We start from the raw sequence: 12,420 nt of genomic DNA on the forward strand, positions 1-12,420 counted from the left end.
CAGTTCCCAGACGCAGGACTAGGTGCCCACACGCCCATCCGCTATTCTTGAACGTCTTTGTTGTTGCCTACCCGCCTAGATTGGGCCCTCGACCTGCAGACCGTACTGAGGTTGCGCCAACGTGGCGAAGGGATTTGTGACGTAAGTCACTGTCGGCAACGCGAAAGGAGAGATAGTGAGATTCGTTCTCGCCATAGTTAGTTTTATGCTCGCGGCCGTAATGATTGGCTTCGGCATCGCGCAGCAAACCATTCTTGCGACGCCCGACGAGGTCAGTGTGTCGGCTGAAACCGACGGTACCGCACCACTTACCGTCGTCGACGGTGCTGCGTTCAACGCCCACTCAGGCAACCAGACCATTAGCGTCACTGGCCCTGGGCGAATCGTTGCCGCCTACGGCAGCACATCAGATGTGCTCGCATGGGTCGGAGACGCCAGCTACAACATGGTCACCATCGACCCCGAGTCTGGTGACCTCGCGACCGAAACAATTCGCGGTAGTGAACAAGAAGTGCCCGATCCGTATGAGTCTGACCTCTGGCTCGAGAATTACACGGCCGACAACAAGCTCGCGCTGACCGTCAAGATTCCTACCGACGTGTCATTCATTTTGGCTGCTGACGGCGTCGAGCCTGCTCCCAACGCAGTGTCGCTCTCGTGGCCACTCGACAACACCACCCCGTGGGCAACGCCTTTGATCATGGGCGGTGCCGCCATACTTTTGCTTGGGCTCATCTTCCTTATGTGGGCTGTGCATCACATGCGTCGCGCAGGTGGACCTCGTCGCAAGCTGCAGAAGATGCCGAAGGTTCCCAAGAAGCCCCGCTACAAGCCGTCAAAGCGTTCGGCAAAGGCCGGCGAAAGCACGACTCTCAATACGACTAAGCGCGTCGCTGTTCCGGCAGTGCTGCTCAGCGCACTCATCTTGAGCGGATGCACGGTCACGTCACCCTCAGGCACGTCAGAAGACGCGGGTGCGCCGACTCCGAGCCCGACCTCCACGTCCGAGGGCAGTAAGGCCGCGTCGCCAGCGGTAGCCGTGCGTCAAGTAGAGAAGATCGTTGCTCGCGTGAGCGCGGTGTCGCTTGAAGCGGATGAATCCCGCGACACTGACCTCATTGAGACCCGTTTTACCGAGGCAGCTCTTGAATACCGCCTTGCCAACTACAAGATGCGTAAGGAAGACAGCTCGATTGCCTCGCCGATTGCCATTCCTGACGGACCAGTGCAGTTGACGCTGCCGCAGCAGACCGATTCATGGCCACGCACCGTTTTCACGATCATCCTTGATGAGACGGACAGCACCGTTGCGCCCATCGCGCTCTTCCTCGAGCAGGCGTCACCTCGCGAGAATTACAAAGTCAGCTATTCGATGAACTTGGAGCCTTCAGTGGTCTTCCCCGATGTGGCTGCAGCCAGCGCCGGAACTTCTCGACTGGCGGCAGACAGCGGATTGCTGCGCTCATCGCCCACCGAAGTCGCACTGGATTACGCCGAAATCCTTGAGCAGGATGTCGACAGCGACTCCTACCTCGACTTCGAGCCAGAAGGCGACAGCTTGCGAGTAAACGTCGGCCTCGCGGTAAAGAAGAAAGAGAAGGCTGAGCTTTCGAGCACAGCAACCCTCACCTACGGTCACGAACTCGGTTCAGCCGACCCCATAGCGATGGCGACCGTCGATGCTGGAGCGATCGTTGCAGTGCACCTCTATGAAACGAAGGTGGCGAAGCCGAAGGAAGATGGCTCCGCGGTGACCTTCAGCGGTCAGACGAAGGCGCTTTCTGGAATCTCCATTACGGAAACCGGCATCAAATCTACCTACGGAGATCAGCTACTCTTTTATGTTCCGGCCGCAGGTAGCGGAAAAAAGATCGTCCTGCTCGGATACACCCAAGGACTTGTTGCAGCATCGGAGTTGAATTGACAAACGCCCCACTGAACGCCGCTAGCTTGCGCGGTGCCGTCGACCTCTCATCATTGGTTCGTCAGCATAATGCGCCCGCCGCTGCTTCGACTACAGGAGAAGCCCCGCAGTCGAGTGGCTTCGCGACCAACGTCAATGATGCGTCGTTCACTCAAGTGCTTGAACTCTCGAACACAGTTCCGGTGATCGTCGAGTTCTTTGGTCAAGGCGTTGAGCCGACGCTTGAGCCAACGATCACGGCGTATGCGGGAAAATTCGCTCTCGTGACGGTTGACGCTACAAATAACCCTCAGCTCGTGCAGGCCTTCCAGGTGCAGCAGGTTCCGACCGTAGCTGCCGTGATCAGTGGCCGCCCCGTGCAGCTCTTTGCCGGAGTTATGCCTGAGAACGACCTCAAAGAGGTGCTGGAGCAGGTATTGCAGCTTGCCGCAGAGAGCAACGTGACGGGAACGCTGCCGGCGGGCGAAGCATCCGAAGCAGATGCTCAAGAACCTGTCGAAGAGCCTCTGCCACCGTTGCACCAAGAGGCGTATGACGCGATCTCTGCCGGCGATTTTGCTACGGCGATCACGAAATATGAATCAGCCATTGCGCAGAACCCCCGCGATCAGCAGGCAGTTGCTGGGCTCGCGCAGGTGTCGTTGCTTGCTCGTCTTGAGAACGAGACGGCAGATTCCGTGCGCAGTGCAGCCGCCCAAGATCCGACAAGTGTGAGTGCGCAACTGGCTGTCGCTGACCTCGACGTGTCTGGTGGGCACGTGGGTGATGCATTCGCGCGCTTGCTCGAGCTCTACCCTTCTGCGGATGCGGACGGCAAGAACGCGATTCGCACCCGGATGCTCGACTACTTTGAAATCGCGGGAGCCGAGGACCCTCGGGTTGCTGACGCTCGTCGTCGGTTGACGCTGCTGCTCTACTAGGGCCAAGCTCCGGTCATTGGCTGAGGCTGTCGCGTGCGATAGCCGCGATTGTTGCCCCGGTCGCCCGTACGAGGTCGCTGGGGGCAAGTTCGATATCGAATCCGCGCTTTCCGCCACTGACAAAAACCGTGTCAAAGAGTTCGGCGGTTTCGTCGAGAACGGTGCGGTGGGCAGTTCTCTGCCCGATCGGGCTAATGCCGCCAACAACATAGCCGGTGCGGCGTTGGGCTACGGCCGGGTCAGCCATCATGCCCTTCTTGCCATCGACGGCGGTGGCGAGCGCTTTGAGATCGAGTTTTCCCGAGACAGGAACAACGGCGACGACAAGTTCATCGTCGACGGATGTCATCAGGGTCTTGAATACTCGCTCGGGTTCGATGCCAAGTTCGGTAGCCGCCTCACGGCCAAACTCGGCGGCGCTCGAGCTGCGCTCGTAGGGGTGCGGGGTGAATGCGATTCCGAGAGCGTCGAGCGCAACTGTTGCGGGGGTGCCGAGCGCCATCAGCACTCACCGGCAGCTGTCAGCGATGTGATCAGGTCGAAGTGAGGGTGCATGCAATCTAGAGTAATGACACGCGAGCATCCAATGGGAGTGCTTGCAGGAGTAGCGGAGTTACTGTGACTATCTATTTGGATCATGCGGCCACGACGCCGATGCGTCCCACCGTGGTCGAGGCTTTCGCTGCGGCCCTTCCTGTTGTGGGCAATCCGTCGTCGATTCATTCTCAGGGGCAGTCCGCAAAGCGGATGCTTGAGGAAGCGCGCGAAATTGTTGCGGCAAGTCTGGGCGCGGATTCCGTTGAGGTCACGTTCACCTCCGGGGGAACTGAGGCCATCAACCTCGCGATTAAGGGCCTGTTCTGGGCCCGAAACTCAGGCACGGTTGCCCGCCCAAGAATTTTGGTTGCACGAGCTGAACATCACGCCACGATTGACGCTGTGGAATGGATGCACGAGCACGATGGCGCAGTGCTCGACTGGATCCCTGTCAACAGCTTCGGCCGCGTCGACGTTGATTACGTGCGGGATGCGCTCGCGGATGACGTCGCCCTTGTCACGATGCTCTGGGCCAATAACGAGGTAGGAACCCTGCAACCGGTTTCTGAGATTTCGGCGCTCGCTGCAGTACATGGCGTTCCGGTGCACGTGGATGCTGTGTCGGCTTTGGGCTATGTGCCGCTCGATTTTCATGCTGCTGGTGTTGCGGCGCTGAGTGTGTCAGCTCACAAGATCGGGGGACCGGTCGGAGTCGGGGCTCTCCTGATTGCGCGTTCGGCGACGGTAACGCCATTGATCCACGGTGGCAGCCAGCAGCGGGCACGTTCGGGAACGCTGGATGCTCCCGGTGCGGTGGCGTTTGCTGTCGCGGCGCGCGAGGCGACTCAGGGTTTGGCCGACAGCGCTCAGCGTCTGGTCGAGCTGCGAGACTCACTGATCTCTGGCGTGCGTGTGGCGGTTCCTGAGGCGGTTCTTCGTGGGGACTCCGACGACAGGCTGCCAGGCAATGTGCACTTCACGTTCCCGGGCTGCGAGGGCGATTCGTTGTTGTTTTTGCTCGATGTTGCCGGGTTCAGCGTCTCGACGGGCTCGGCGTGCCAAGCGGGAGTTCCCGAGGCAAGCCATGTGCTGCTCGCGATGGGTCTTGACGAGCCGACGGCGCGGGGCGCGCTCAGGATCTCGCTGGGGGAGACGACAACTGCAGAGGAGATCGCGCAGTTCGTTGAGGCACTTCCGCGAGCGGTTGAGCAGGCAACCGCTGCAGGGTACTCGAGCCGGGACACCATTCTCGGTCATTATCCCGGCGCTTAGCGCAGCCACTAGTGCGACCAACCGAGCACTGCTTGAGCGACTGAATGCCGTCGAACGCCAACGTGCCGCCGTCGAGGAGGCGTTCACCGACATCCCGCAGTAAGAACTTGCCCAGCAACTCGTCTCGTACACTGGATGTATGAAGGTTTTAGCGGCGATGAGTGGCGGAGTGGACTCCGCAGTTGCTGCCGCGCGGGCAGTCGAGGCAGGGCACGAGGTTGTTGGAGTGCATTTGGCGCTCAGCAGGCAGCCCGGCACACTGCGCACGGGCGCTCGCGGTTGTTGCACCATTGAAGATTCGATGGATGCGCAGCGGGCGGCCAATATCATTGGCATCCCGTACTACGTGTGGGACTTTTCGGAGCGTTTCAAGCTCGATGTTGTCGATGACTTCATTGCCGAGTACTCGGCGGGGCGCACGCCCAACCCGTGTATGCGCTGCAATGAGCGCATCAAGTTTGCGGCACTTCTCGAGAAGGCTGTTGCGCTCGGTTTCGACGCGGTTGCCACCGGCCACTACGCCAACATCGTTGACGATGAGCAGGGAAATCGTGAGCTCCACCGCGCAGCCGCATGGGCGAAAGACCAGTCCTACGTCTTGGGTGTGCTCACTACCGAGCAGCTTGCGCACAGCATGTTCCCCCTAGGCGCGACTCCGTCGAAGGCTGAGATCCGCGCCGAAGCGGCCGAGCGAGGCTTCTCCGTAGCCAACAAGCCGGATTCGCACGACATCTGCTTTATCCCTGATGGCAACACTCGCGGGTGGCTTGCCGACAAAGTGGGCGCCGAGCAGGGCGAAATTCTGGGCCGATCGGGTGAAGTTCTCGGCAAGCACGAAGGAGCATTGGCCTTTACGATTGGTCAGCGCAAGGGCCTGAACGTCGGGTACCCGACCGATGATGGCAAGCCCCGTTTCGTGTTAGAGATCCGACCCAAGACCAACGAGGTCGTTGTCGGGCCACGTGAGGCTCTCGCACTCTCAGAAGTTGCGGGCACGAAGTTCTCGTGGGCGGGTCTCGACCCCCTCGCTTCCGGTATCATTACTGAACCCGGCGAAAGTTTTGAGTGCCACGTCCAGGTGCGTGCTCACTCTGACCCGATGCCCGCTGTCGCTCGAATAGATGCGTCGGCCGTAGACGCCGATGGCATCGAGACGGGCCCCGAGCTTGTGGTCAATCCCAACGAACCGCTCAATGGCGTGGCACCCGGCCAGACTGCGGTGCTCTATGTCGGCACGCGGGTTCTTGGGCAGTGCACGATTGCGCGCACAGTTTCTGCAGTTCCAGCACAGGTTTAGTCTGCGCAATTGCTTCTGATTTCGGCGGGGCGCAGCTTTCGTCGTAGGCGCTGTTTACACTTGACTAGTGGCCAACAACACCGAGAAAACCGGTTCAGTAAGCGAGTCTGACGAGCAGGTCGTTGAGACCACCGATCCGACTCTTGCTGCAGCGCGTGACGAGGTTGATGCGCTCACTACGCGAATCGTTGAGCTCCGCGATGCCTACTACGTACGCGACGAAGTTCTCGTCGACGATGCCGAATACGATCAGCTGATTAAGCAGCTCGAGCAACTAGAGCTTGAGCATCCGGAACTGCAGAGTCAAGACAGCCCTACCCAGCGCGTTGGCGGCCGAGCGGCAGCACTTTTTGACCCAGTAGAGCACGTCGAGCGCATGCTGAGTCTCGATAATGTGTTTTCGCTTGACGAGTTCGCTGAGTGGGCGGCCAAGGTTCAGCGTGACTCTGCCCGTCACATCGATTTCTTGTGTGAGCTCAAGATTGATGGTCTCGCGATTAACCTGCGCTACATCGATGGTGTGCTCGTGAGCGCAGCTACCCGTGGTGACGGTCGCGTTGGGGAAGACGTGACAGAGAATGTCGTGCGCGTTGAGGGGATCCCGCACCGTTTGGCGGGCACCGGTCATCCGCCCATCGTTGAAGTTCGGGGAGAGGTCTTTATCCCGCTCGAACTATTCCGCGAACTCAATGCCGAGCAGACGCGCATTGGCGAGAAGGTCTTCGCGAACCCACGCAATGCTGCGGCGGGCTCGCTTCGTCAAAAGTCTGAGGGCAAATCAGAAGAAAAGCTCACCCACATGCGTCGCCGTTTGTCATCGTTGCGGATGCTCGTGCATGGCATTGGGGCGTGGGACGGCAGTCGCGCCAGGCAGGAGCCCATTCGCAGCCAGAGCGAGATCTATGGCGTACTAGCGACGTGGGGGTTGTCAACAAGTACCCATTTCAGGGTCGTCGATTCCGGCAAGGAAGCTGCCGACTTCATCCGCTACTACGGCGAGCACCGCAACAGCGTTGAGCATGAGATCGACGGCATCGTCATTAAGGTCGATGAGCTGGCCCTTCACGACGAACTCGGGGCGACCTCGCGTGCCCCACGATGGGCGATCGCCTACAAGTACCCGCCAGAGCAGGTCAACACCAAGCTTCTCGACATCGTGGTCGGTATCGGGCGCACGGGGCGGGCCACTCCCTACGCGGTAATGGAACCGGCACTTGTTGCCGGATCAGTCGTGCGCCAAGCGACCCTGCACAATCAGGATGTCGTCAAGCGCAAGGGTGTGCTGATCGGAGACACCGTCGTGCTGCGCAAAGCGGGCGACGTGATTCCAGAAATTCTCGGCCCGGTTGAAGAGCTACGCGATGGCAGCGAATACGCGTTTGTGATGCCGACGAACTGCCCAGAGTGCGGCACGCCGCTTCGCGCCATGAAAGAGGGCGACATCGATCTTCGCTGCCCGAACGCGCGCAGTTGTCCTGCCCAGGTTCGCGGCCGCATCGAGCATGCAGGCAGCAGGGGTGGCCTCGATATCGAGGTTCTTGGCGAGGTCGTTGCGCGAGCGCTGACTCAGCCCAGATACCCAAAAGTGCCTCCGCTCGTCAACGAAGCAGCGCTGTTCGACCTGACTGTTGAAGACCTATTCCCCATCGTTGTTGCCGTGCGTGACTCAGACACCGGCGAGGTCGTCACCAATGACGACGACAGTGAGCGCACGATCACGCCCTTCCGTCGCGCGCGCAAGACTACTGGTGCCTCTGCAGATCCTGCGTTCGACCCCGAGGCCGCCGAGTTCGCCGGCGACACGGATGCCGTTCCCTCGAGCAATGCGATAAAGCTCATCGCTAATTTGCAGGAGGCGAAAACCAAACCGCTGTGGCGTCTCTTGGTGAGCCTCAGCATCCGCCATGTCGGCCCCGTGGCAGCACGTGCCCTTGCTGACTATTTTGGTTCGCTTGACGCCATTCGCTTGGCTGCTCGTGAGCAACTTGCCGCTGTAGACGGGGTGGGTCAAATCATTGCCGACTCGGTTGGCGACTGGTTCGAGGTCGATTGGCATCAGGAGATCGTTGCTCGCTGGGCTGACTCTGGTGTTCAGTGGTCGACACCCGGTCACCCCGGTCCAGGAGCTGCGCAGTCGAACGAGGGGCTGCTGGCAGGGCTCACTATTGTGGCGACCGGCAGTCTTGAGGGCTTCACGCGGGAGGGGGCCCAAGAGGCGATTATTGCTGCGGGGGCAAAAGCAGCATCAAGTGTGAGCAAAAAGACCGATTATGTGGCTGCGGGTCCCGGTGCTGGCTCCAAGCTTACGAAAGCGGAAGAATTGGGGATCCGAATCCTTGACGCAGCACAATTCGCACGGCTGCTGGATGAGGGGACTTCAGCTCTCGACGAGTAGTCGACGCAGAGCAAAGCGGAGAGTTCACCCCCGAACGGGGTAGGCTTGCCCAATCGTGTTCGTATGCGGTGGTAGCGTGCGCCCAACGCTCGTGAGGGGAATGCCCGACGTTGCTGTTAGAAATCGCAGTTGTTATAGCCACCTCGGTTGCCGGCCTGCCCGCCACCGAGGTCGTAGCGATGCCCTCTACAACGATTCAATCCATCGTGACAAGCGACGCACCGCCCGCTTTTGTTGGCCCCGTTATTGACCGTGGGGCAGGAGTATTCGCTGCCTCAGCATCCTTTGGAGCGCAAACGCTGTCGACACTCTCACGAATTCCTGCAGGAAACATCTCTCGCTACTTTGAGGCTCGCCCGGCAGCGGTTGATCAAGTCCTTGCTGAACAGCCTCCAGCCCTAGAGGTTGCGCTCTGGTGGGGAGACCTCGAAGTGGACCGTCAAACCGCACTCGAGATGGCATCTCCCAAATTGGTGGGAAACCTCGAAGGTGTGCCATACGCGGTTCGCGATACGAGCAACCGCACGATGTTGAGCCAGACGATGTCTGAACTCACCACACTGATCGATTCGGATGCCGGGCGGGCTGTGCGACAAAATGCTTATCAGCAATTGAACATGCTGTCGTCAATTTCCGGCGCCCTCGTCTACGATAGCGCCGAACCGCAGCGAACCCTCGCGACTCTCAACGTTGCCGGGCAGGGACGTGCTGCAATCGTGCTTGGCGACCTGAGCGATGCCGACTTCGTTAGCTTCCTCGTGCCCGGCATGTTCTTTACGATCGAAAACCAGATGTCGTATTGGGTCGATGCAGCCAATGACTTGTACAGCCAGCAGCAGGTTTGGCTCGATTACTTTGACTCACAGTCTGTGTTCGTCCAGAATCAATCGGTCGCAACAGTGGCGTGGATTGGCTATGACACGCCCAACCTCACCAACGTCGGCGCCATCGACAATGCGAACCAAGGTCGCGATTCGCTTGCCGGGGCAATCTTGGGTCTGCAGGCGCAGCGAGACGCCGATCAGCCCTACGTTTCGATCGTCGCCCACTCGTATGGCTCGACGGCGGCGCTGATGGCGCTGTCTGAATACAGCTTCCAAGTTGACGCCCTCGCCCTGGTCGGTTCGCCCGGCAGCCCTGCTAAGTCGGTGGATGACCTTAATGTGCGCGATGGCAACGTCTTTGTGGGTGAAGCCGCATGGGACCCCATCCCCAACAGCTCATACTTTGGTCCAGATCCGGGATCAGCAAGCTTTGGTGCGAAATCGTTGAGCGTGAGTGGTGGTTTCGACGTCATCATGAAGCAACCCTTGACCGGTTCCGTCGGCCACAACGAGTACTTCACGCCGGGTAGCGAGGCAATGCGCAACTTCGCGCTGCTCGGCATCGGCCGAGGTGACCTCGTGATTCCCGAGGGCGCGCCGCTCGTTCCGCGCGCGCTAGCGTTCGCTACGCCTCGACAGGGCTAATGGGCTCACGCACGGCTCACCGCGTAAATCGAGACAGCTCTCAGCTGGTTGTGGTTTTCAGCAATACGGCCGTGAGCATTGATGCCCTCGCGCTGTCGCTCCTTGCTACTTGCTAAGCCGAATACACTTATACGGTTCCCTGTCTGAATCCCATCTTCGGAGCTCCATGACTGACACCAATCCCGGTGCGATCACTAGCGAAGTAGTCACACACTTGGCTTCGCTCGCGCGCATCGCTCTCACCGCAGACGAAATCGAGAAGCTCACTGGCGAGCTCGGCGCAATCGTCGACTCCGTGGCCAAGGTCAGTGAAGTCGCCACCGATGACGTTCCCGCAACGAGTCATCCGATTCCGCTCAGCAACGTGTTCCGTGCTGATGTGCCTGGCGTCACGCTTACCACAGAGCAGGCACTGGCAGGGGCACCCGAGCACGATGGTTCACGTTTTGCGGTCAGCGCGATTCTGGGAGAAGAGCAGTAATGGCAGACATGAACGAACTCACCCGCATGTCGGCATCCGACTTGGCCAGCAAGCTGAGCTCGGGTGAGGTCTCGTCGGTCGAAGCAACCCAGGCGCACCTCGACCGCATTGCTGCGGTCGACGGTAAGGTAAACGCTTTCTTGCACGTGTCGTCGGATGCTCTGGCCAACGCCAAGCGCATCGATGAGCGCCGCGCAGCAGGGGAGTCGCTCGGCAAACTCGCCGGTGTGCCTATCGCTGTCAAAGATGTGCTCTGCACGATCGACATGCCCACCACAGCAGGGTCCAAGATTCTTGAAGGTTGGGTTCCGCCCTACGACGCCACCCCCGTTGCGAAGTTGCGTGCGGCCGGTTTGATTCCGCTCGGCAAGACCAACATGGATGAGTTCGCCATGGGGTCGTCGACTGAGCACTCCGCTTACGGCCCGACGAAGAACCCGTGGGATCTCGACCGCATCCCCGGCGGATCTGGTGGCGGTTCGGCTGCTGCGGTCTCCGCATTTGAAGCCCCGCTTGCTCTCGGATCTGACACGGGCGGATCGATTCGCCAGCCAGCATCCCTCACCGGTTCAGTTGGCGTGAAGCCCACCTACGGTGGAGTTTCTCGCTACGGCGCGATCGCCTTAGCGTCGTCGCTCGACCAGGTGGGCCCCGTATCGCGGACCGTTCTTGACTCGGCGTTGCTGCACGATGTGATTGGCGGTCACGACCCGCGCGACTCCACCTCGCTCAATGAGCAGTGGCCATCGTTTGCTGCAGCGGCACGTGCTGGTGCCGCAGCAGAAAGCCTTAAGGGCTTGCGCGTCGGCGTTATCAAACAGCTCGACAGCCCCGGCTTCCAGGCTGGTGTGTCGCAGCGTTTCCACGAAGCGCTGCAGTTGCTCACCGAGTTTGGTGCAGAGATCGTTGAAGTGGATGCTCCGCACTTCGAATATGCCGTCGAGGCGTATTACCTCATCCTTCCCGCCGAAGCATCGAGCAACCTCGCCAAGTTCGACTCGGTTCGTTTCGGACTCCGCGTTACACCAGAGGGCGGCGGAACCGTCGAAGACGTGATGGCGGCTACTCGCGAGGCCGGTTTCGGTCCCGAGGTCAAGCGCCGCATCATCCTCGGCACCTACGCGCTTAGTGCTGGCTACTACGACGCGTACTACGGCAGCGCTCAGAAGGTGCGCACGCTCATCCAGCGTGACTTCGCGGCAGCTTTTGAGAAAGCAGACGTGCTCGTATCGCCGTCAGCGCCGACCACCGCATTCACGCTCGGGGAGAAGCTCGAAGACCCGATGGCGATGTACCTCAACGACGTCACCACGATCCCGGCGAACCTTGCGGGCATCCCCGGCATGGGGCTTCCGATGGGGCTCGCACCCGAGGATGGTCTGCCGACCGGTTTCCAGATCATGGCCCCGGCCCGCGCTGATGCCCGTCTCTATGAGCTCGGCGCAACGTTGGAGCGTCTGCTTGAACAGCAGTGGGGTCACACATTGCCCAGCCAGGTTCCGTTGCTCGGCTAGAGCGCTGTTGCTGGCCGACCACTTCTGATCGACCGCCACCGGTCGATAGCTACTCGTCGTCCGCGGCTTGCCGTTCTCGATGGGCGATTTGGTTCATCCGGTTTCCACATCGGATGCTGCAGAATCTGCGTGATCCGTTGCGGGAGAGGTCGGCCATGAGTCCTTCGCAGTCGGGCGCTTCGCACCGGCGAAGTCGCCACATGGCGTCAGATCTCACGACGTCGACGAGTGCGAGTCCGAGTTCGGCTTGAATGCGTTCGGCTAGGGGAGCGTCAGGGGAGTTGGCGTGCAGATGCCAGTCGATGTCGTCGTGACGCGCCAGGAACGGTAGTGCGTTTGCTTCGGCAAGCATGGCATTGATTTCGGTTGCCGCGTCGTCTCTGGTGAGTTTCCAGACGCCACGAATTCGTTCGCGTACGAGCCGCACTTCGGCAAGTTCGGTGTCGTCTCGGTCGACGCGCCCGGTGTAGCGGAATCGTCTGATGAGGGCGTAAACATCGTCACTGGTTGAGAGCTCGTCGAGACCACTGCGGCTTGCGAGTAGGTGACTGTTTCCGAGCGCTACGGCGAACTCAAGACTCTCAACGGTGTCAGGGGCAAAATGCAATTTG

The 12,420-nt window shown here is 60.1% G+C and carries 10 protein-coding genes; 8 read left to right on the plus strand and 2 right to left on the minus strand.

Annotation, left to right across the window (positions count from 1 at the left end; genetic code table 11):
• Nucleotides 1-175 precede the first annotated feature (175 nt).
• Together ACTJJW_RS05420 and ACTJJW_RS05425 are read left to right on the plus strand one after the other, a co-directional pair.
• Entirely contained in the window at nt 176-1,924 is a 1,749-nt protein-coding gene (locus ACTJJW_RS05420; RefSeq protein WP_462643114.1) for a hypothetical protein, read from the plus strand.
• The gene (locus ACTJJW_RS05425; RefSeq protein WP_462643115.1) at nt 1,921-2,844 is read left to right on the plus strand and encodes a tetratricopeptide repeat protein; all 924 of its coding nucleotides are present in this window, start codon (nt 1,921-1,923) and stop codon (nt 2,842-2,844) included. Before ACTJJW_RS05420 ends, ACTJJW_RS05425 begins: the two co-directional genes overlap by 4 nt.
• 13 nt (nt 2,845-2,857) lie before the next feature.
• Here the strand turns inward: ACTJJW_RS05425 and ybaK are convergent, their stop codons facing one another.
• Nucleotides 2,858-3,346, minus strand: a complete 489-nt coding sequence (gene ybaK, locus ACTJJW_RS05430; RefSeq protein ID WP_462643116.1) for a Cys-tRNA(Pro) deacylase — start codon at nt 3,344-3,346, stop codon at nt 2,858-2,860.
• A gap of 116 nt (nt 3,347-3,462) precedes the next feature.
• Here ybaK and ACTJJW_RS05435 point away from each other — a divergent pair, with 116 nt between their 5' ends.
• The 6 genes from ACTJJW_RS05435 (at nt 3,463) to gatA (ending at nt 11,809) form a co-directional block, all read left to right on the plus strand.
• Nucleotides 3,463-4,653: a cysteine desulfurase family protein gene (locus tag ACTJJW_RS05435; RefSeq protein ID WP_462643117.1), complete on the plus strand. Its 1,191-nt coding sequence runs from the start codon at nt 3,463-3,465 to the stop codon at nt 4,651-4,653.
• Nucleotides 4,654-4,792: 139 nt separating this feature from the next.
• Nucleotides 4,793-5,950 carry a tRNA 2-thiouridine(34) synthase MnmA gene (mnmA, locus tag ACTJJW_RS05440; RefSeq protein WP_462643118.1) on the plus strand — a complete coding sequence of 386 codons (1,158 nt, stop codon included), beginning with the start codon at nt 4,793-4,795 and terminating at the stop codon, nt 5,948-5,950.
• Between the two features lie 67 nt (nt 5,951-6,017).
• Complete coding sequence (ligA, locus tag ACTJJW_RS05445; protein ID WP_462643119.1) at nt 6,018-8,345, plus strand: NAD-dependent DNA ligase LigA; 2,328 nt, start codon at nt 6,018-6,020, stop codon at nt 8,343-8,345.
• 110 nt (nt 8,346-8,455) lie between these two features.
• Entirely contained in the window at nt 8,456-9,814 is a 1,359-nt protein-coding gene (locus tag ACTJJW_RS05450; RefSeq protein ID WP_462643120.1) for an alpha/beta hydrolase, read from the plus strand.
• Nucleotides 9,815-9,980: 166 nt separating this feature from the next.
• Nucleotides 9,981-10,295 (plus strand): Asp-tRNA(Asn)/Glu-tRNA(Gln) amidotransferase subunit GatC, encoded by a 315-nt coding sequence (gene gatC / locus ACTJJW_RS05455; RefSeq protein ID WP_343924379.1) that lies wholly within the window; start codon nt 9,981-9,983, stop codon nt 10,293-10,295.
• Nucleotides 10,296-10,303: 8 nt separating this feature from the next.
• Entirely contained in the window at nt 10,304-11,809 is a 1,506-nt protein-coding gene (gene gatA, locus ACTJJW_RS05460; protein ID WP_462643213.1) for an Asp-tRNA(Asn)/Glu-tRNA(Gln) amidotransferase subunit GatA, read from the plus strand.
• Nucleotides 11,810-11,858: 49 nt separating this feature from the next.
• On the opposite strand, the gene ACTJJW_RS05465 is transcribed toward gatA, so the two are convergent.
• Nucleotides 11,859-12,416 (minus strand): CGNR zinc finger domain-containing protein, encoded by a 558-nt coding sequence (locus tag ACTJJW_RS05465; RefSeq protein ID WP_462643121.1) that lies wholly within the window; start codon nt 12,414-12,416, stop codon nt 11,859-11,861.
• Nucleotides 12,417-12,420 lie beyond the last annotated feature (4 nt).

Source organism: Rhodoglobus galactosidasius, assembly GCF_054957775.1.

Bases quoted from the DNA above. Each gene is read 5' to 3' on its own strand.
- ybaK (WP_462643116.1), bottom strand. From the start codon at position 3,346: ATGGCGCTCGGCACCCCCGCAACAGTTGCGCTCGACGCTCTCGGAATC.
- mnmA (WP_462643118.1), top strand. From the start codon at position 4,793: ATGAAGGTTTTAGCGGCGATGAGTGGCGGAGTGGACTCCGCAGTTGCT.
- gatC (WP_343924379.1), top strand. From the start codon at position 9,981: ATGACTGACACCAATCCCGGTGCGATCACTAGCGAAGTAGTCACACAC.
- gatA (WP_462643213.1), top strand. From the start codon at position 10,304: ATGAACGAACTCACCCGCATGTCGGCATCCGACTTGGCCAGCAAGCTG.